Source organism: Psychrobacter vallis, assembly GCF_904846715.1.
In the GTDB taxonomy this organism is placed as follows: domain Bacteria; phylum Pseudomonadota; class Gammaproteobacteria; order Pseudomonadales; family Moraxellaceae; genus Psychrobacter; species Psychrobacter vallis.
Window position 1 is genome coordinate 66,055 of sequence record NZ_CAJHBU010000013.1, and the last position, 19,993, is coordinate 86,047.

The 19,993-nt window shown below is 42.8% G+C and carries 17 protein-coding genes and 2 tRNA genes; 8 read left to right on the plus strand and 11 right to left on the minus strand.

Annotated elements, in window-relative coordinates; genetic code table 11:
- Positions 1-44: 44 nt before the first annotated feature.
- Positions 45-422, minus strand: a complete 378-nt coding sequence (locus tag JMY02_RS09390) for an arsenate reductase (protein WP_201597495.1) — start codon at positions 420-422, stop codon at positions 45-47.
- A 221-nt stretch (positions 423-643) separates the two neighbouring features.
- Here JMY02_RS09390 and leuS point away from each other — a divergent pair, with 221 nt between their 5' ends.
- The 7 genes from leuS to JMY02_RS09425 all read left to right on the plus strand — a co-directional run bounded on the left by leuS (position 644) and on the right by JMY02_RS09425 (position 9,575).
- Positions 644-3,331 carry a leucine--tRNA ligase gene (gene leuS, locus JMY02_RS09395; RefSeq protein ID WP_201597499.1) on the plus strand — a complete coding sequence of 896 codons (2,688 nt, stop codon included), beginning with the start codon at positions 644-646 and terminating at the stop codon, positions 3,329-3,331.
- Positions 3,332-3,390: 59 nt separating this feature from the next.
- Positions 3,391-4,110: an LPS-assembly lipoprotein LptE gene (locus tag JMY02_RS09400; RefSeq protein ID WP_201597501.1), complete on the plus strand. Its 720-nt coding sequence runs from the start codon at positions 3,391-3,393 to the stop codon at positions 4,108-4,110.
- Positions 4,111-4,176: 66 nt separating this feature from the next.
- Positions 4,177-5,253: a DNA polymerase III subunit delta gene (gene holA, locus JMY02_RS09405; protein ID WP_201597503.1), complete on the plus strand. Its 1,077-nt coding sequence runs from the start codon at positions 4,177-4,179 to the stop codon at positions 5,251-5,253.
- 180 nt (positions 5,254-5,433) lie between these two features.
- A complete protein-coding gene (locus JMY02_RS09410) occupies positions 5,434-6,765 on the plus strand; it encodes an efflux RND transporter periplasmic adaptor subunit (RefSeq protein ID WP_201597507.1) in 1,332 nt (443 codons plus the stop codon).
- Between the two features lie 101 nt (positions 6,766-6,866).
- Positions 6,867-8,864 (plus strand): MacB family efflux pump subunit, encoded by a 1,998-nt coding sequence (locus tag JMY02_RS09415; RefSeq protein WP_201597508.1) that lies wholly within the window; start codon positions 6,867-6,869, stop codon positions 8,862-8,864.
- A gap of 398 nt (positions 8,865-9,262) precedes the next feature.
- Positions 9,263-9,338 (plus strand) — tRNA-Lys (locus JMY02_RS09420).
- Between the two features lie 161 nt (positions 9,339-9,499).
- A tRNA-Lys gene (locus tag JMY02_RS09425) sits at positions 9,500-9,575 on the plus strand.
- A 57-nt stretch (positions 9,576-9,632) separates the two neighbouring features.
- Here JMY02_RS09425 and JMY02_RS09430 read toward each other — a convergent pair.
- Entirely contained in the window at positions 9,633-10,421 is a 789-nt protein-coding gene (locus JMY02_RS09430) for an MBL fold metallo-hydrolase (protein WP_201597515.1), read from the minus strand.
- A gap of 203 nt (positions 10,422-10,624) precedes the next feature.
- Positions 10,625-12,712, minus strand: a complete 2,088-nt coding sequence (locus JMY02_RS09435; protein WP_201597517.1) for a catalase — start codon at positions 12,710-12,712, stop codon at positions 10,625-10,627.
- Between the two features lie 425 nt (positions 12,713-13,137).
- Here JMY02_RS09435 and JMY02_RS09440 point away from each other — a divergent pair, with 425 nt between their 5' ends.
- A complete protein-coding gene (locus tag JMY02_RS09440) occupies positions 13,138-13,929 on the plus strand; it encodes a dienelactone hydrolase family protein (protein WP_201597519.1) in 792 nt (263 codons plus the stop codon).
- Between the two features lie 114 nt (positions 13,930-14,043).
- On the opposite strand, the gene JMY02_RS09445 is transcribed toward JMY02_RS09440, so the two are convergent.
- From JMY02_RS09445 to JMY02_RS09480, 8 genes are all read right to left on the minus strand, one after another.
- The gene (locus JMY02_RS09445; RefSeq protein WP_201597521.1) at positions 14,044-14,703 is read right to left on the minus strand and encodes a DUF938 domain-containing protein; all 660 of its coding nucleotides are present in this window, start codon (positions 14,701-14,703) and stop codon (positions 14,044-14,046) included.
- 100 nt (positions 14,704-14,803) lie between these two features.
- A complete protein-coding gene (locus tag JMY02_RS09450) occupies positions 14,804-15,265 on the minus strand; it encodes a flavodoxin family protein (protein ID WP_201597522.1) in 462 nt (153 codons plus the stop codon).
- 4 nt (positions 15,266-15,269) lie between these two features.
- A complete protein-coding gene (locus JMY02_RS09455) occupies positions 15,270-15,683 on the minus strand; it encodes an OsmC family protein (protein ID WP_201597523.1) in 414 nt (137 codons plus the stop codon).
- A gap of 155 nt (positions 15,684-15,838) precedes the next feature.
- Positions 15,839-17,509, minus strand: coding sequence for an ATP-dependent nuclease (locus tag JMY02_RS09460; protein ID WP_201597524.1), 1,671 nt, complete (start codon positions 17,507-17,509; stop codon positions 15,839-15,841).
- 251 nt (positions 17,510-17,760) lie between these two features.
- Complete coding sequence (locus JMY02_RS09465; protein WP_201597525.1) at positions 17,761-17,910, minus strand: hypothetical protein; 150 nt, start codon at positions 17,908-17,910, stop codon at positions 17,761-17,763.
- A 181-nt stretch (positions 17,911-18,091) separates the two neighbouring features.
- Entirely contained in the window at positions 18,092-18,844 is a 753-nt protein-coding gene (locus tag JMY02_RS09470; RefSeq protein ID WP_201597526.1) for an SDR family oxidoreductase, read from the minus strand.
- Between the two features lie 92 nt (positions 18,845-18,936).
- Positions 18,937-19,281, minus strand: coding sequence for a VOC family protein (locus tag JMY02_RS09475; protein WP_201597527.1), 345 nt, complete (start codon positions 19,279-19,281; stop codon positions 18,937-18,939).
- A 106-nt stretch (positions 19,282-19,387) separates the two neighbouring features.
- Entirely contained in the window at positions 19,388-19,822 is a 435-nt protein-coding gene (locus JMY02_RS09480) for a P-loop NTPase family protein (RefSeq protein WP_406947753.1), read from the minus strand.
- Positions 19,823-19,993 lie beyond the last annotated feature (171 nt).

Genomic DNA, 19,993 nt, shown 5'->3' on the forward strand with positions numbered 1-19,993 from the left:
ATAATGAGCAAAAGTAACAGTTGATTATTTATGATATTTTTTATTTATTGAAAGGTTGTGTCAAACACCGCTTCATCATAACCGCATAAAAGTATGGATTGACTCTGATTTTTATCGTCAAGTTGACCTTCTACTATAGGGCGCTTAATCATGCTGGTATTTTCGACCAGCAAATCAATGGCGTGATCGATGCTGGCATCAGCCGCCTGCTTTTGACTGTCATCTAGCTTGCGCCATGTTGTTCCGCGTTTGTTGAGCACTTTATCAATACCCAATTCCTCTACCCAGCGCTGTACCGTTTCTTTATCGATGCCTTGTTTCTTATAGTCATGAAACTCATAGCTAACACCTAGCTCGTCTAGCTTGGTAAAGGCTTTTTTCATCGTGCTGCAAGATTTGATACCGTAAATGGTGATGGTCATGGAAACTCCTTGATAACGATTATTGTCTGCTTGATTATACCCAAGTCTGAATGGACGAAACAGCTTATCAATTTTGCGTCACTCCTAATGAGCCACTGCTAAGCGGTAAACCTCATAAGCAAAGTCATCATATCGTCGCAATTTTCGCCAAATTACGCTATGCTATGGCATTGTCAAATTCCACCTATTTTTTATCTGTATCAACCAATTTCGAGCCGACTATGAGCAATGCCGTGACAGCAGACCAATCAGAAAACAATTATTATAACCCGCAAGCGATAGAAGCCGCGCAGCAAGACAAATGGGCAAACGACAAGCGCTATGAAGTGGGTAATGAGCCAAGCGACAAGCCAAGTCGTTACATGCTGTCGATGTTCCCTTATCCAAGTGGCAAGCTGCACATGGGTCACGTGCGTAACTATACGATATCTGACGTCTTAAGCCGTTACTATCGCCTCAAAGGCTATGAAGTCATGCAACCAATGGGCTGGGATGGTTTTGGCCTGCCAGCAGAAAACGCCGCGATTGCCAACCAAACCCCGCCTGCTGCATGGACGTTTGCTAACATTGACAACATGCGCGCACAGCTTAAATTACTAGGCTTGTCAATCGACTGGTCACGTGAATTTGCCACCTGTAGTCCTGAGTATTATCAGTGGGAGCAGTGGTTGTTTTTGCAGTTATACAAAAAAGGCTTGGTTTACAAAAAGCTTGCCACGGTTAACTGGGATCCGATCGACAATACGGTCTTAGCCAATGAGCAAGTCATCGACGGTAAAGGCTGGCGTAGTGGTGCTCCAGTCGAAAAACGTGACATCCCTATGTATTACTTCAACATCACTGATTATGCCGATGAGCTACTCGATGATTTAGATCAGTTAGAGGGTCATTGGCCATCTGAAGTGCTAACCATGCAGCGTAACTGGATTGGTCGTAGTGCAGGTATGGAGGTGCATTTTTCTTATGAGCTGGCTGGCCAAGAAAATACTTTAGATGTGTTCACCACGCGTCCTGATACCTTGATGGGGGTGACTTATGTCGCCGTCGCAGCAGAGCATCCACTCGCCCAGTACGCGTCTGAGAACGATGAAGTGATTGCGCAATTCTGTGCGCTTTGCAAAAAAGGTTCGGTCGCTGAAGCAGATTTGGCCAAAGCCGAAAAAATCGGTATGGATACAGGTCTCACCGTGACTCATCCACTCACAGGTGAAGAAGTGCCTGTTTGGGTTGCCAACTATGTACTCATGAGTTATGGCTCAGGCGCGGTTATGGCGGTTCCTGCCCATGACGAACGTGATTATGAGTTTGCGGTCAAATATAACTTACCTGTTAAGCAAGTTATCGATATTCCTGATGGGTATTTTGACGAGATAGAGGCAGATGCCAAAGCGAATGATACTCAGGCCAACCTCGCTTATACCGAACGTAATATCTTAGTAAACTCAGGTGAATTCGACGGATTGGATTTTGCGCAAGCATTTGAAGCCATGCTGGCCAAACTTGAACCTAAACAGCTGGCTAAGAAAAAAATCCAGTATCGCTTGCGTGATTGGGGTGTATCGCGCCAGCGTTATTGGGGCTGTCCTATCCCAATGATTAACTGCGAGCATTGCGGCACAGTCCCTGTCGAAGAGCAAGACTTGCCAGTCGTCTTACCGACTGATGTCGTCCCTGACGGTCGTGGTAACCCACTCAAAAACTTGCCAGAATTTGTGAACACCACGTGTCCGAAATGTGGCAATCCTGCTGAGCGTGAGACCGATACCTTTGACACTTTTGTTGAATCGAGCTGGTACTACGCACGCTTTGCCAGTCCAAATGATGCACAAAACATGGTCAACAAATCGGCTGCCAACAAATGGCTGCCCGTCGATCAATATGTTGGCGGTGTAGAACACGCCGTGATGCACCTCTTGTATGCCCGTTTCTTCCATAAGCTCATGCGTGACGAAAACTTAGTCACAGGCGATGAGCCATTTGCCAACCTAATGACTCAAGGTATGGTACTCGCTGGTACTTTTTACCGTGTCAATGCCGATGGCAGTACCACCTATTATTTTGCAGAAGACATCGATATTGACTATGACGAGCGCGGACAACCGATCAAAGCTCTCTTAAAGCTGGATGGTCAGCCCGTGACGATTGGTAAAATCGAAAAAATGTCCAAGTCAAAAAACAATGGCGTTGATCCACAGATAACCATTGATAAATACGGTGCTGATACGGTTCGTCTATACACGCTATTTACCGCCCCTGCGGATCAAACGCTAGAATGGTCAGATGATGCTTTAAAAGGCCCTTATAACTTTGTGAAAAAAGTCTGGCGCATTGCCAGCGATCATGTCCAAGCATTGGCAAGTGCAGGTATGCCGTTAAACATGCTAAATCATAGCTCGTTTGATACTAAAAACTTGAGCAAAGAAGCGAAAAACCTACGTCGCAAGACGCATGAAACCATTGCAAAAATTGATAAGGATTTGGGTGAGCGTTTGGCATTGAACACGCCAGTATCGAGCCTCATGGAGCTTGCCAATGAGCTGACTGGCTTTAACGAAAATGGCGAGCAAGCGTTGCAAGTAAAACACGAGGCGCTGGTCAACTTGCTCATTATGCTATCGGCATATGCCCCGCACGTTGGCGAGCATTTACTTGAGCAGCTAGGACTTGATACCTTGGCATTGAGCTACCCAGCCGTTGACGAAAGTGCGCTGGTACAAGATACTATTACGATGGTCGTGCAGGTCAATGGTAAAATGCGCGGCAAAATGGATGTGGCACCGAATAGCGATCCTGAGCAATTAAAAATACAAGCTCGGACGATGGAGAGTGTGGCGAAGTTCATTACTGGCGAGATCAAAAAAGAAATCGTCGTCCCTAATAAACTGGTTAATATCGTGGTTGTAGGCTAGATCTTTTAGGCTTAGTACGCGTCTGTGCTAGGCCTTTTTATCATATAAGGATAGCGTTTATGTTGAATAAACATCGAGCTGGGCAGTCACATCAAGCCAGATTAAGCAAACACACCCGTCTTACTCAAAAGTCGAACGTACCAAAACTAGCAAAAGCGCTACTTGCAGCTTTACCCATGTTTGCAGTGCTGGGTGCAACAGCGGGTCTGAGTGGTTGCGGTTTTCAGTTACGTGGCTATGACGCTCCGATGCTACTTAATGTCGCCAAAACAGCAGTGATTATCGAAGACAATCGTACTTCGTTTCCGCTGAAGCTACCATTAACGCGCAGCTTAGAAACATTGGGTGTCGATGTCATTGATAATATGACTGTGGCTGACGTTGCCAATAACAATCAACAAGCTGGTGCTGCGCCCGTTGCCGCTATCACTATCAATAATGTCCGTTTTAGGCGTTATGAGCTGGTTGGTGTTTTGACAGAAATCCGCTTAGTACTGTCAGCTGATGTCAATTACCAAACGATAGAGAATGGCAAACCAATGACACTAAGCAACGCTATCCAAGTCGAGCGCAGTTATCAATATAATGAAGCATCGGTAAATACTGATGATCAACAAGGCGACCAAATCCGCGATTGGCTTTATGACAGCTTAGCGCGCCGTATTACTGATCAGTATGTCGCCATCTCTTTACCTAAAGTGACATCGAATGGCGCTAGCAAATCCATACCTACTGGTAACGGCTCCGCCTCAACAGCAGTAGTGGTGCCAACTCCTTAACGTATAGGCCGTTCAAAATAAACGCGTTACGTTACTCACTCCCATTAACTTGTGTCTTATGAGTCTATGCAAGATACCTTTATACAGGCCTATCCAAAACTACTACAGCCTTCCGTTGCAGTAGCTGGCTTGTGGCTGGCACATGGTGATGAACCCTTACTGAGTCAATGGCTTATCGATGCCATGCGGCCACATTGGCGCGCGCAAAATTACGCAATCAAGCGTATAGAGCTGATATCGGTTAAGAGTTGGCAAGAAGTGCTATCGGAGCTTGGCAGCCAATCTTTATTTGATGATGCCAGCGCACTAATCGTAACAGGCAATCATAAACCGGACAAAGCCGTTATCGAAGCGTTAGAACGTTTTGTACAGGATGCACAAACAGGGGCACACAGTCACAGTTTGTTATGGTTAACACCTAAGCAAGATCGCCGTGCGCAAAGCAGTAAATGGTTTGCGCCATTTGCTCAATATGGTCACGTGATTGACTGTAATTTATACAACGAGCAGCAACGCCAGCAGTTATTACAAATACAAGCCCAGCAGTTTGGGCTAAAGCTGTCTCAAGAGGCTTGGCAGTTGCTTATGTCACATACCGAACACCACTTATTAAGTGCATATCAGACATTGTGGCGACTGTCCTATTTATTTGCCCCGCAGTTAGTTGGTAACAATGACGACTCGTTTCAGCACACAAATCAGCTGACACAGCCTGCGACAAACGTGGTGTTGGATATTAACGATTTACAAGCCGCGCTGGTCAGTGATGCGCAATTTAGTGTCTTTGACTTGTCTGATGCCATGCTCGCAGGCAACAGCGCACAAGTCGCCAAAATCATTTTTCAGCTCAAAGCCACAGGTGAGCCAACCACATTAGTCCTTTGGGCAATCAGTAAAGACATGCGTCAAATTATACAGTTGATGGATGGACAAGACCCGCAAGCGCTTGGTATCTGGCGCAGCAAACAAGGACTGTATCAACAAGCTTGCCGCCGGTATTCAAATGCGCAAACTCAAGAATGGCCTGCCCTACTTTATCGCTGTGACCAAGCCATCAAAGGCCTCATTCGCCAGCCAGCGTGGGAGCTATTATTACAGGCAGCGCTTGAGCTGGCAGGAAAACGTTTGTTTGCTAGCCGATAAACATCAATCATCCTTTTCCTTTTATTCTCTATTCTGACTTGCTCTCTCATTTCCATTTTCCTTCTATACTTTTACTGCCCCGACTTTGCCTTAACCTTTCTTAAACTAATTACCATTCCCTTTTGCCTGTGAAGTCTCTACTATAGCTACACTTGAGTTAATTGTGATTGGATAGTTGTCATGCGCAAAATGAGCAAAAAATCTGCTATTAAATGGGGCGTTATTGCCTTAGTTATCATAGCACTAGGGGCTTTGGCCTATACTTTCTTAAAACCAGAAGAAGTCACCCCTAACTATTTGACTGCCAAAGCTGAAATTGGTGACATCGAAAATAACGTGATGGCGTCTGGTAAAGTCAAAGCACTCAATACCGTTGATGTCGGTGCTCAGGTGTCAGGTGAAGTAAAACGCCTTTACGTTGAGGTTGGTGATGAAGTGCAGCAAGGCGACCTGATTGCCCAAATCGACCAAGTCACGCAAAAAAACAACTTAAGCAATGAGCAAGCCAGCCTTGAGCAAAGCGTTGCTGCGATTCAAAGCGCGCAAGCAGAAGCATTGAGCCGTCAAGCCAGCCTTAAGAGCGCGTATGCCGATCTTGCCAGCCGCCAGTCTGAGCTCAAACAAGCGCAGTCGGACTTTACTCGTTTGCAGTCTTTGGTCGCCATTGACGCAATATCCCAGCAAGAGTACGACACTCAAGCGACCAGCGTAGAAACCGCCAAAGCGGCTGTCGCCAACGCACGTGCTGCTATCGATACCGCTAAAGCAGCCATTGCTACCGCCGACGCCAATATCAATAGCCAACAAGCGGCGCTACGCAAATCACAGACCAACGTCAGTACTGCCGAAGAAGATCTCAGCTACACCACTATCCGTGCACCGATATCAGGTACAGTGGTATCGATTACCACTGAGCAAGGCACCACAGTCAACGCCAATCAAACCGCGCCAACCATCGTTACATTGGCCGATTTGTCTACTGTCCGTATCAACGCACAAATCTCCGAAGCTGACGTTATCAACGTCAATGCTGGGATGCCGGTTTATTTCAATATCATTGGCAATCCTGATCAGAAGTTCGATTCTGTTCTCAAGGCCGTCGAACCTGCCCCCGAAGTAATCAGTGATACCAGCTCTACCGATTCTGCAATTTACTATGTCGGCTATATCGAAGTACCCAATACTGAACGACGCTTTCGTATTGATATGACCGCACAGGTTTATATTGTCATCGATCAAGCAAAAGACGCCTTACTTATCCCTGCTGCGGCCCTACAACCTATAGATAGAGCTGATAAGACTGCTGCTACCAATGATAATTCAAACACAAAAACAGCCAAAGTACGTGTCCTAAAAGCAGATGGTCAAGTAGTGGAACAAGTAGTCACAACGGGTATCAATAACCGCGTCAATGTACAGGTTTTGAGTGGTTTAAATGAAGGCGATGAAGTGATATTAAGCGAAGAAAGTCCAGAAAAAGGACAGGGCAGCAAAGGTGGTAGACCTTTTTAACGCTTAATCACAAAAATTGAGTATGTATCTTAATCAATAAGTATCTACTCAATTTGACAAAAGCAATTATGTAATCAGTATTGATATAGGCAGCAGCGCAAATGAATACCCTAGACCCCAGCCCTACTATCGCAGCAGATACCCCATTGATGGAAGTCAAAGGGCTAATAAGAGAGTTCAAAGCTGGTGAACAAACCATTCGGGTGCTCCATGATATCAATCTGACCATCAACCAAGGCGAAATGGTCGCCATCATTGGTCAGTCAGGCTCTGGCAAATCGACCTTGATGAATATCTTAGGTTGCCTAGATCAGGCAACTGCTGGTGAATATAAAGTATATGGACAGTCAGTCAGTCGCTTAGACGCCGATGAGCTGGCCAAACTGCGCCGTGAGCATTTTGGCTTTATTTTTCAGCGTTACCATTTGCTTGGCGATATCAGTGCGCGAGACAATGTCTCTGTCCCCGCCGTGTATGCTGGTATGGATGGACAAGCCCGTAACGAGCGTGCCGAAAAACTATTAACAGATTTGGGCTTGGGCGAAAAAGTCAATAATCGTCCGAACCAGCTCTCAGGTGGTCAGCAGCAGCGTGTGTCTATCGCCCGTGCGCTCATGAACGGTGGCGATATCATCTTAGCGGATGAGCCAACAGGGGCACTTGATAGCAAGTCTGGCGAAGATGTTATGAAAATTTTGTATGACCTAAACGCTCAAGGTCATACTATTATTATGGTCACCCACGATCCCGGGCTTGCGGCGCAAGCCGAACGTGTGATTGAACTCAAAGACGGCTACGTGATTGCCGATTATAAAAACGATAATTATAAACCAAACCATGTACAACCTGAGCCCATTTTAGACAACAATCGTAAAAGTGTTTTTAGCAGCTTTATCGATCGTCTGCTTGAAGCCTTTAAAATGTCTTTGCTAGCGATGCGCGCTCATAAAATGCGTACCCTTTTGACCATGCTGGGTATTATTATTGGTATTGCCTCAGTCGTCTCAGTAGTAGGGCTTGGAAAAGGCTCACAGGCGCAAATACTTTCTAATATCAGCTCGCTTGGCACCAATACCATTACCGTTCGTGATGGCTATCCTTATGGAGATCCAAGACGGCAATATAACGATGACAATTTGACACCGCAAGATGCGCAAGCGGTTGCCGATCAGCCTTATGTCCTCAGTGTCAGTCCTCAGCTTGATACCAATTTGGATGTGCGTTATCGCAACATCCAAGAAGCAGCCAGCATCAGTGGCGTCGGTGAAGAATACCTGAGTGTCAGTGGTGAAACACTGATACGAGGTCAAGGTTTTAATGAGCAAAGCATATTACGCCGAACACAAGACATCATCATTGATGACAATGCCAAAAAAACCTTTTTTCCAGATAATCCCGACCCCATCGGTGAGGTGGTGTTGATCGGTAGCGTACCAGGACGCATCATAGGTGTCCTTGCACCTAATACTGGTGGCTTTGGTAGAAGTGTCGATACACCAACCTTGTACATGCCTTATACGACGATGATGTCACGTATCATAGGCGGCTCCAATATTGAAAGCTTTGTTGCACTGATTGATAATAACATCTCCTCTACCGCTGCTGAATCTGCTATCTATCAATTGATCGAAAGCCGTCATGGCACCGATGATTTTCGTATCACTAACTCAGACTCCATTCGCCAAACTATTGAATCAACTACCACGGCAATGACGTTATTAATCTCATCTATTGCTATTATCTCTTTGGTCGTCGGCGGTATCGGCGTGATGAATATTATGCTGGTATCAGTCACCGAGCGCACCAATGAGATTGGCGTACGCATGGCTGTCGGTGCACGCCAAAACGACATCATGCAGCAATTTTTGATTGAAGCCATTTTGGTCTGTGTGTTAGGAGGGTTAATTGGCATTGGCTTAGCATTTGCTATCGGTGAACTCATCAACCGTGTGGGCGGTGACAGCTTTCAAGTGATCTACTCGTCAACCTCTATCATTGCAGCGTTTGTTTGCTCAACGCTGATTGGTATCGTCTTCGGTTTCTTGCCAGCACGTAATGCTGCCAAATTGGATCCTGTGGAAGCACTGTCTAGAGATTAAGCAGCCATTTCTAATACGTGTAAGCAAAATGCTCAATACTTTGCATGAAACCACAGTGAAATTTTGAAAAATTATAGATTTTTACCGAAGATTTGTACTTTTTTCAAATTCGGGGTTGTAATTGTCATAATAATATATATAATGTGCTCTCACGTTTAGGGATACAAATGCTTTAAACGTTGAAGCAAGCTTAATGTATTTTTTACTATTGATAACTCAATATATAAAAAATTAAGTTTGAGACATTTTTTAGATGTCTGGTTTTAATAAATTTCCTTTTAAGGAAATTTAACTTGCAGTAAATGCAAACCTAGTTTGGATACAGTGTTTTTAGAATTTAAGAAAATATAAATTCTCTTGCACTCGGACAAAGCAGTGCTTTGTTTTATCCTCACTCAGGGCCGATAGCTCAGTTGGTAGAGCAGTTGACTTTTAATCAATTGGTCCCGCGTTCGAGTCGCGGTCGGCCCACCATTTTCAGTAGTGCGCTTGTTGTGTACATTGCCCTATCAGGTATTGGCGTAATAAGTAACAAAGTTTATAGAAGCTTTCTTCTAGAAAACTTCACCGAATTTACGAACATGTAAATTCACTTGCAGAGCTAAAAAAGCAGTGCTTTTTTTATACGCTCTTCAGGGCCGATAGCTCAGTTGGTAGAGCAGTTGACTTTTAATCAATTGGTCCCGCGTTCGAGTCGCGGTCGGCCCACCATTTTTAGAAAGCCCAGTCATTTAATTGACTGGGCTTTTTTTTGTTTAAAGGTTTACTTTATTTTTTACGATTCCGTTTAAACATACTAAGATCAGCATTTCTTCGCCACAGTAGTTTATGCTTAATGGTATCCTTAATCGTGCGTGGGTGCTTTGGTGCTTGGATAATTAGACTATCAAAAGTTGCTTCATCTATCGCCAGCTCACCGCCATGCGCCATCATGACGTTAGAAGGGTTCAAGCGTTTTATGCGTTGTAGGGACTCGATATACACTTTAGGGTCATAAATGGGAAAAGGCGCAACGAACTTATGACGCAGTTTGATAATCAAATCAGCCGTATATACTTGCCGACTGGGTACATGAAACAAAGACAAATCGCGGTCTGTATGTCCTGGCGTCTCAAGCACCTGCCATTCATCAAACTCTGGTACAACGTCACCATCTTTGACCTTAACATCAGGTTTGAGATGCGCTGGATAATATAGATTCTTGGATGATCGGCCTTGACGTTTCGCTACGTAATGCGCAAGATTGATATCCACAAGATGCATGGCTCGGCCACCAAACCCACTGTACCACTGATGTTGTTTATCAGCTGAGACCACCAGACAGCCTGTTTGTTCCCTGAATTTATGAGCGCCACCTGCATGATCTGGATGCATATGAGTGACCATGACTACTTTTAGATCCGTTACTGGTCTTTGCAAATTAACTGCAATATAATTTAGCACCATCGCCACATCAGGATGGCAACCGCCATCTAATAATAGGATTTTGTCAGGATAGACCGCCAGATACGTACTTTGGATATATCCCTCTAAACGTACAATTTCACATAAACTCATTCATCGTCCCTGACTAGATCGTATTTATATTTTTAGTATAACGTTGATCAATCCGAAATAAATCCTTTTCAGTGAACGCTTGTGACTATTATTTATTTATCCAATTGTCATCTCAATATCTTACGAAAAATTTTTGTCCATAAAAAAACCCAGCACTTAGGCTGGGTTTTTCGTGTTCAAAATAAACCTTATGGATTCATAAGTTACGCCAAATCACGTACCTTTGGTTCACGCTCCCACAGACGCTGTTTGGCATTTTCGATAAAGCTATCCAAATCTGCTAATGGGGTAACGAAAGCATCTTTTTCAACTGGTAGTTTACTTAAGATGAATTCATCTGTCGCACCGCAATAAGCAATTGCTTTACAGTGTACATAAGCGTCATTAAACCAATCTAGCGTCGCACTGTCTTTAGCCATTTTTTTGGCTTGATCTGGCATGATAATACTTACTACCGCATCAAATAGCACTGAAGGGCCACCTGATACACGCTCATCAGCCTGAATACGTGTGCCATCATCTAACACCACTTCTTTGCTCGGTGAGACAATTTTCACTCGTGCCCCTTCTTTAAGCGCTGCTTCTTCAAACTTCTTAATTTCGCTATGATTTGAGCCTTCTGCTACCAAAATACCAATCATACGGCTTTTTAGCGTTTTGGGCGTACGTCCAATCGTTTGTAGCGGTTCTGATAATGCCAAATCTTGTACAGGTGCCGCCGCATTAGCAGGTTCTGGCAATTCCATGCCAAGCGCTTTAGACACACGATTTGCCAACTCTTCATCTATCTGACGTAAGTGACCCAACATACGAGTACGAATATACGGCGTGTCTACTTTACTCAATTCAAAGGTGTAAGCGGTTGCAATATGGGCTTGCTCTGCTGGCGTTTGGCTACGATAGAACATACGTGGTTGGCTATAATGATCGGCAAAGCTCTCAGCTCTTACGCGACCTTTAACACCATCATCCAACTTTTCATTAAATGACTTAAAGCCTTTTTCTTCACTTTCACGCGGACTTTCTGGATCAAGACTCTGTGGATCATATAAGACACGAGTCTTTGGCACACGCATTTGCATATGGCCATCTTGCTGATTATTGGCAAACGGACATTTTGGCGCATTGATTGGAATCTGCGCAAAGTTTGGCGAACCTAAGCGTGACAACTGCGTGTCTAGGTAGCTAAACAAACGACCTTGCAATAAAGGATCGTTACTGAAATCGATACCAGGTGGTACGTGCGATGGACAGAATGCCACTTGCTCAGTTTCTGAGAAGAAATTGTCAGGGTAACGGTTCAGTACCATTTTACCAATGATTTTTACTGGTACAGTCTCTTCTGGAATCAGTTTGGTCGCGTCTAAATGATCAAACGGGAATTGATCAGCTTCTTCCTCCGTAAATAACTGAACACCAAGTTGCCATTCTGGAAAATCACCAGCCTCAATCGCTTCAAACAAATCACGGCGATTATAATCAGGATCCGCCCCAGAGATTTTTACGGCTTCATCCCAAATAAGTGATTGTACGCCTGCTACTGGTTTCCAATGGAAACGCACAAACGTACTCTTACCTTCTTTATTAAGCAAGCGGAAACTGTGAATACTAAAGCCTTCCATCATACTAAAGCTACGCGGTAAGGCACGATCACTCATCAACCAAATGACATTGTGCATCGTTTCAGGACTTAGTGACACAAAATCCCAAAACGTATCATGGGCAGAAGCCGCTTGTGGGAAACCGCGATCTGGCTCTGGTTTTACAGCGTGAATTAAATCTGGAAATTTAATGGCGTCTTGGATAAAGAAAATCGGCATGTTGTTAGCAACCAAATCCCAATTGCCTTCATCTGTGTAAAATTTAGTGGAGAAACCACGTACATCACGCGGTGTGTCTTTGGAGCCTTTGTTACCAGCAACCGTTGAAAAGCGGGTAAAGACAGGAGTTTGCTTGCCAGTTTCGGTCAAGATATTGGCTGTTGTATATTCTGCTAATGATTCAGTTAACTCAAAATAACCATGAGCAGCACTACCACGAGCATGCACTACACGCTCAGGGATACGCTCATGGTCAAAATGGGTAATTTTTTCGCGTAAAGCAAAATCTTCTAGCAAAGCAGGACCACGTGGTCCTGCTTTCAAAGAGTTTTGATTGTCAGAAATAGGCACTCCTTGCTGAGTGGTTAACACTTTTGAATCTTCTGCGGCACGCTGATGGGTTTCGCCCCCATTGCCAATTTCGGTATTCATGTTTTTAGCGGGGTCGGTATTATCAAGATTCTTTTTCATAAGATATCCTAGCTGATGAATGAATTTATAATTGCAAAACCAATGAAATTTTTTGCGTCATATCCATAACGCTCTATTAGATAAATGCTTAGCGGTATAAGCAACTTATCTTGGTTTATAAAAATAATAACTATTAAATTTATGGAAATTTGCAAACTTATCAATAAATTATAGTACTCAAAAATAATGAAGGGAACATGACGAACCTTGTTGATTTTTGGTTAATGTTTGCATCTAACGTATAAAATTTACGCCATGCTGCTTTGAGCCCATGCTACTATCAGTAATAGGTTGTCACCATTTGTTTAAAGCTGTTGTCCATAACTAATGAGTGTAAATAGTGAACCGCCAATGATGACCTGTCCTAGTAGTGGGCGATTTCGGTAGCCGACTATTTTTTTCTAATTCAAAATATAAGGCTATTTATGTTTTCACTCCCTCTGAATACGCGCGTCCTTTCTATCCGCTCTTCACTCACTTACTTGTCATTAGGTGTAATAGCACTCACAGTCAGCCAGACGGCGGCCGCGATTACGACCAAAACTGTCACCTACACAGTAGATAACCAAGCCTACGAAGGCTACTATGCCAAAGCCGATAAGCCGAACGCCCCTTTTATCCTGCTGATTCATGATTGGGATGGTCTCACAGACTATGAGCGCAAGCGCGCTGACATGTTGGCTGAAGAAGGCTACAACGTATTGGCAGCAGACATGTTTGGGCAAGGCATTCGCCCTACGTCTGTTGAAGAAAATAAACGTTTGACCGGCGCCCTATATGATGACCGGAACAAGATGCGACGCATCGTTGCCAGCGCTTTAACTGCGGGCCAGCAACAAGGTAATAATGTCCGTAATGGCGTAACGATGGGCTATTGCTTTGGCGGTACGGTCGCTTTAGAGATTGCAAGATCTGGCTTTGAGCAAAAAGCCTTTGTGCCTTTCCACGGTGCTTTTGATATCCCAACGGGTCAAAATTATGACAAAACCACAGGCGAGATATTGGTATTTCACGGCTCTGCGGACGAATCGGTGTCTCTCGAGAGCTTCGCTACTTTGGGTAAGACGCTAGAAGCGGCCAATGTACCTCATGAGATGATCACCTATAGTGGCGCGCCACACGCCTTTAGCGTGTTCGGAAGCGATAGATACGATGCTCGCGCTGATGAGCGTTCTTGGAAACGCTATTTAGATTTTTTGGCAGATGAATATAAATAGCCTAGCGGTATAAAAATATCAGTAACCATATAAGTAACGCTAAATAAAAAGACACCTCAATCAAGATCTTATAACGATCAATTGCGGTGTCTTTTTTTCTGAGGCTTTAACAACTTAACGTTTCTGAAATATCAATAGCTGATTATTGGCAGGCATTACATATGTATTAGTGAGTTGTAGATGATGTGCGTTTGCCAAACTGACAATGTCTTCTTTATCGCGGATGCCGCTGTCAGTATTGCCTTGTCTTAACATCGCATCAAATCGCTGGTTCCCCTCACTGGTATATTTGCCATGCTCATTAAATGGGCCATAGACAATTAGCTTGCCGTCTACAGGTAGCGCATCACTAGCCAATGTAAATAACCGTTCGACCAAAACCCAACTGATGATATGTAAAGTATTAGCCGTAAATAACGCATCATAAGGCTTGTCTAAATGATTGCTATCTAAATGACTGCTAACAGGTACTACGTCATGATCCAAGTCAAACGCTAGCGGCAAAAATAGATTGGGCGCAGGATGAGCATTATGCCAAGCATTTATATGAGGATGATTGCTGATAACATCGCTGGTCTGCCACTTTATCTCAGGTAAACGCGGTGCAAAGTAAATACTATGCTGTCCAGTTCCAGAGCCAATCTCTAGTACATGCGTAAAGCCTTGCAGCTCGCTTTGTAATACTTCTAAGATGGGCTGCTTGTTGTTCTCACACGCTTGCGAAAATGGCAATGCAGCAATATCAATTTTACTATTTAGATTATCGTTCTGCATTATTATTCTCCAAACCGTCTATTATGCTCTTGGCATCGATTGCAAAATATTGATGGGCATTATCAAACATTGCCCTAGTGATTGCCCAAACAACTCACTACTAGTAAATACCTGCCTCTACGCCAGCGGCTAATGTCATGGCAAGTTCCTCTACTTGCTCGGTAAAGCTATCTTGCCACTCGCCTTGTAGGATCAGCGCCTCTTGAATCCATGACCAACGTAGCCCCGTCGTAATTGTCTTCATCGCAAGCTTGGTACCCGTACCATCATTTCCTGCACGTATGTATAGTGCAAATGGCAACCCTTGCTTCTGCTCTAACACAGGATAATAACAACGATCAAAGAAGTCTTTGGTCAGCCCTGCCATATAGGCTAGGTTTTCAGTGGTACCTAAAAGTAATGCATCAGCTGCCAATACGTCTTCTGGCTGCGTGTCTTGCGGTGATTTGAGAATAACATTGATATCGATATCAGGATGATTGGCACCGTTGTAAGCCGCTTGCGCCAACTTTTCAGTGTTGGGCGATGGCACATGCGCGACGATTAGTAAGGTCTTTGCCATAGCGTTAGAGGTCACGAGCGGTTCGGAACGTTACGTTCTGTGTGATATCAGGATGAATGCTTTTAGCTACTGGGCAAGTCAATGCGGTGTTATAAAATATGGTTTGCGTTCTATCATCAAGCTCACTGTTAAACGTCACGATAACATGGATTTCACTCACACGTCTTGGATCAGCGGCCATGACTTTGGTCACTTCAGCCGTGGTGCCTGCAAGGTCAATCTTCATGTCACGGGCTTTGATACCGATGATTGTCAGCATACAACTGGCCAAACTGGTCGCTAGCAAATCAGTTGGTGAAAACGCCTCGCCCTTACCCTGATTGTCCGTTGGCGCATCGGTGATGATTTCATTGTTTGATTGCAAGTGGATGGCGGTGGTGCGCAAATCGCCTTGGTAGGTTACTTTTGAAGTGGTCATATTGTTCTCTTTGGTATTTAGAACGTAAGTTCTTAGACTTAGAAACCCTTAGAAAAAGAATTTCTGTACTTAGTCAAACGGCGTAAACTAATTGATTAAATTGGCATTGAGAAAGTCAAGCTAGCTGTTGTTTATTTTTAAAGGTATGTTAGCTGCTATTTAGGTATGCCTTTTCTTCTAGGATTCAAAAACCAAGTTGAGATTAAATCAATAAATTGCCAAACATCGTCATCTTTAGGCTTTAAATAGTTTTTTGAATTAGGATCTTCACCCATTTTCTCAAAAATTTCGACAAGCCAATTAGGACCATGTCCTGAAGCAGACAACTCTGTTAACCATGACTCTAGTTCCCCATTAGGTACAACAAATAAACCATAATCTGCTAGTTTATCAAAGAAGTTTTGCAGTGCTTCTGCATCTTCTCCAGAAAAAATTTGAATTCCTCCGTCCAGTTTCATATTCTTTCCTGAATCTTCAAATTTTTTCTTTAAGGTTTGTCTTAAAGTAGCCAAAGATGGTCTTTCTAACTCAGGTATAGAGCCACTATCAAGAAACCCTGTCCATACACTACCACCATCTTTAACAACATCTATATCAACTATTCCTGCAACAGGAATACCCAGTTCACGCAAAGGTTTTATTATAGTTTTAACCGTTTGCTTATTTTGGGCATGAATGAATAGACAATTAGGTATTCCTCTCTGACCATCACTTTTTAAAAGGCGATCATTAATTTCTTGATAAAATGCTCGGTCAGCATCTGATTCTGTGACTACAACAAATTCATAAAAAAGTCCACTTAAAACGCCAGTTGAGCGTAACAGAGGATTTCTCATAAGTTTCAAAATATCTTCGTTAGGAAGAATCCTAGCTGTGGCAACATCATTTCTATAGGTTAACCTTACAATGTTTACGGGAGCACCCGACTGTATACACCCCATAACAAAATTAGGGCTATGAGTTGCTACAAATAACCTTTTATCAGTCCCTGACATGATTTGGGATACTTCTTTTCCAAGTTTAAAAGAGAGTGAGGGGTGTAGAAAAGCTTCAGGTTCATCCATCAATAGTACTGAGGGATCACCAGCAATCATTTCAGTTACCATTCCAGTAAAAGCTTTTACACCATCACTTGCTAAAGATATGGGTAGAGCTTTAGCATGAAAATCAACGGCCTCCTGATGGATTCCTCTCTCTTCCATAGTATCTTTGGGAGAAACCTTTGATAGACGAAGATTCAGTTGCCCTAGGTTTGTAGGATCTATAACTAAATATTGTCCAAAAGCTTCATAAATTATTCGACTAACTTCCTTTCTTTTATCATCATCCCTAAATAGAACTTGAAAACTCGAGTGAGGTGGTTGTTGAAGATTTCCAGCATCTTGTTGGTTAACTAGATTGATTCTATTACTGCCATTAAGGATTAGAGTATTGTAAGAAAGAAACCATTGACAAGTATTAGTGGGTTGTAAATTAGGAGTAAGTAAAGCTTCCCTAAATTGAGCTTCAGGAACTTGATGTCTGATATGCCCTTTTCCAACAAAAATATAACCGGGATGAATAGCTTCACTAGGATTAGGTTCAAGAATTAGTGATTCAATCTTCGATTCAAGTAGAGTTTCATCAATTCCCTCTAACTCGATATTCTCAATAATTACATCGCTAGCAAACTTATTCCCACTCATACAGAATTGTTGAATTTCCGATAGTATTTTACTTTTGCCTGAATTATTTGGGCCAACAAAAACTGTTATAGGCATAGCTTTTATTATTTGAGGTTCTAAATTTTCTGCACGCCCAAATTTCAACTTTATATCTTTTAACATTTATCACTCCATTATTGGTCTAGTTCTAATATAGTATTGTGCTACAAATATAGCAATTAAAGCTATTAATAAAACCCCAACCAAAAGAAAAGCCCCTTAACAATTAAGTTAAGGGGCTTTATCTAAAATAGAGAGCTGATGACGACCTACTCTCACATGGGCGAACCACACTACCATTAGCGCAACGATGCCTCACTGCTAAGTTCAAGGAGAGACTAGGTCTAGTAAAATTCTAAGTATAAAATGAGTTATTAATTTTTACATCCATTTTTGCCACAGGTAATTTTTTGCGAACTATTAACCCAATGGTCGGGATGTAGCTTAGTATCAAAGCCACAACCAGTATGCCCGCCTTTGGTTCCACTATGAATTTCACTAGTAGGTGTATGTTTAACAGCCATTACACTTCTCCTTTAAAAGTGGAGTAACCGAAATGGTTATGTCTGGTTACTGAACTTAAGTATATCCTACACTACTCTATAAAATATACTCAAATAAAGATTATTAAGGCTATAACTACTAAATTTCAGACAAAGAAAAGTGCTATTTATTTTATCAGTACTCTCAAACCCTTTACTTCACTTACAACCCACCTGTGAGATCTAAAAAGTTTCCAGTCGAAAAAGAAGATTTATCTGAAGCTAACCAATAGATTGCTTCAGCAACTTCCTCAGGCTGCCCGCCTCTTTGTAGTGGAATCACCGTCTGTAATCGCTCTACTCTTTCTGGCTCTCCGCCATCGGCATGCATATCAGTATGAATCAGCCCTGGACGGACACAATTAACCCGAATACCTTCAGCGGCAACTTCTAATGATAAGCCTTTCGTTAAAGTATCAATAGCGCCTTTTGATGCCGCATAATCGATATATTCATTCGGTGAGCCTGAGCGCGATGCTCCAGAAGAGACATTCACAATCACCCCTCCTAAGCCGCTGTGCCGAGTAGACATGCGTTTCACCGCTTCTCTACAACACAAAAAATAGCTGGTGACATTGTTTGTAAGTATGGCATTTATTCTGTCGGCAGTCATATCTTCTAAACGGGATTGTTTTTTCAAAATACCAGCGTTGTTTACGAGCACGGATAGTCTACCCAGCTCTTTATCGACGGTGGAGAACATGCGAATGACGTCTTCTTCAGAAGAGACATCTGCCTGAATTGTAATGCACCTCCCACCATCAGCAGTAATCATCTCAGCCACTTTGTTGGCTGCTTCTGCATTAGATTTATAATTGATAGCCACCGCGTAACCTTGCTTGGCAAACAGCCTCGCTGTGGCAGCACCAATGCCCCGACCACCACCTGTGATAAGTACCACTTTTTGAGTGCTCATAAATCTATCCTTTACATACAGATCTAAAATAACGCCTATAATTACCGCTGGTTCGAAGCCCTGCACAAAATCTATCTTCGCAAAACTTATTATTAACTATCAAACTCAGTAATATGCAGCAATTCACCCGCTGGACCCCACAAATAAAAAACCTTGCCCCACGCCTCTTGCTGAATCGGTGTAATTCTAGTCTTATGCTTGGAACTTGAGCACATATCGAACACTTCTTCGATATCTGACACGCAGATTTGCAGCATAAAATTATCTGCCAATTCTTGATTATAAAACCGTTGCAGATATAAAAAACATTCTCCATTTTGAAATAGTGTTAAATCATCTGTTACGAACTTAGGTTTAAAACCAATTTCCGAATAAAACGACTTTGAGATTTCATAATCCTTACTAGGGACAAACACTTTTATATTAGTTACATTCATGATGAGTTCCAAAGGCAGCTAAAACCATATGACACGTCTAATTAATTATTGGCTAGCACATAAAGCAGAACCAAGGTAATTGTCACGCATTCATTTTTTAAACACTTTATGATGTGTATAGCCTGTTTATATCAGCCTTGGCCATTTTAGGACTTTTCAACCTTACAAACTCTATATGATGATACTTAGGATCGTTAAAGATTTCTGTGTAACGAATACGGTTGCGCTTATAGGTCTTCAATGTCCAGACGATAATGGAATCACGGCTAAAGAATGACTTAGCGAATGTCTCAACATTACCAGTATTATCCCAAAGCTCAGTTTTAGTGACTGAACGAATAAATGTGCGTTTTACCGCTTGATAAACAGTACGAGAGAACGAATAATCTATCCATATAACCTGATCAATATTGGCCCATTTTATCTCAGCTGTTCTATGATAATTACCATCAAGAACCCAAGTATCCTGAGACAAAAAGCTTTTAAGCTTAGTGAAGAATTCTTCATCGCTGGACTCTTGCCAATCAGGCTTCCAAAACATTGCGTCCATTTCAAGATATGGGTGTCTCAATTTTGTCGCTAGCATACGGCTAAAGGTAGATTTACCACTTCCGCTAGTTCCTATCACATTGATTTTGGGGCTGTAGTAGATAAGGATTAAATATCACACCATTTCCTCAGAGTTTTAAGCTGATTAGATGGTGACCCGTAG

Excerpts from the sequence above, each read along its gene's own strand:
- JMY02_RS09390 (WP_201597495.1), bottom strand. The coding sequence starts at position 422 with ATGACCATCACCATTTACGGTATCAAATCTTGCAGCACGATGAAAAAA.
- leuS (WP_201597499.1), top strand. The coding sequence starts at position 644 with ATGAGCAATGCCGTGACAGCAGACCAATCAGAAAACAATTATTATAAC.
- JMY02_RS09400 (WP_201597501.1), top strand. The coding sequence starts at position 3,391 with ATGTTGAATAAACATCGAGCTGGGCAGTCACATCAAGCCAGATTAAGC.
- holA (WP_201597503.1), top strand. The coding sequence starts at position 4,177 with ATGCAAGATACCTTTATACAGGCCTATCCAAAACTACTACAGCCTTCC.
- JMY02_RS09410 (WP_201597507.1), top strand. The coding sequence starts at position 5,434 with ATGCGCAAAATGAGCAAAAAATCTGCTATTAAATGGGGCGTTATTGCC.
- JMY02_RS09415 (WP_201597508.1), top strand. The coding sequence starts at position 6,867 with ATGAATACCCTAGACCCCAGCCCTACTATCGCAGCAGATACCCCATTG.
- JMY02_RS09430 (WP_201597515.1), bottom strand. The coding sequence starts at position 10,421 with ATGAGTTTATGTGAAATTGTACGTTTAGAGGGATATATCCAAAGTACG.
- JMY02_RS09435 (WP_201597517.1), bottom strand. The coding sequence starts at position 12,712 with ATGAAAAAGAATCTTGATAATACCGACCCCGCTAAAAACATGAATACC.
- JMY02_RS09440 (WP_201597519.1), top strand. The coding sequence starts at position 13,138 with ATGTTTTCACTCCCTCTGAATACGCGCGTCCTTTCTATCCGCTCTTCA.
- JMY02_RS09445 (WP_201597521.1), bottom strand. The coding sequence starts at position 14,703 with ATGCAGAACGATAATCTAAATAGTAAAATTGATATTGCTGCATTGCCA.
- JMY02_RS09450 (WP_201597522.1), bottom strand. The coding sequence starts at position 15,265 with ATGGCAAAGACCTTACTAATCGTCGCGCATGTGCCATCGCCCAACACT.
- JMY02_RS09455 (WP_201597523.1), bottom strand. The coding sequence starts at position 15,683 with ATGACCACTTCAAAAGTAACCTACCAAGGCGATTTGCGCACCACCGCC.
- JMY02_RS09460 (WP_201597524.1), bottom strand. The coding sequence starts at position 17,509 with ATGTTAAAAGATATAAAGTTGAAATTTGGGCGTGCAGAAAATTTAGAA.
- JMY02_RS09465 (WP_201597525.1), bottom strand. The coding sequence starts at position 17,910 with ATGGCTGTTAAACATACACCTACTAGTGAAATTCATAGTGGAACCAAA.
- JMY02_RS09470 (WP_201597526.1), bottom strand. The coding sequence starts at position 18,844 with ATGAGCACTCAAAAAGTGGTACTTATCACAGGTGGTGGTCGGGGCATT.
- JMY02_RS09475 (WP_201597527.1), bottom strand. The coding sequence starts at position 19,281 with ATGAATGTAACTAATATAAAAGTGTTTGTCCCTAGTAAGGATTATGAA.
- JMY02_RS09480 (WP_406947753.1), bottom strand. The coding sequence starts at position 19,822 with ATGTTTTGGAAGCCTGATTGGCAAGAGTCCAGCGATGAAGAATTCTTC.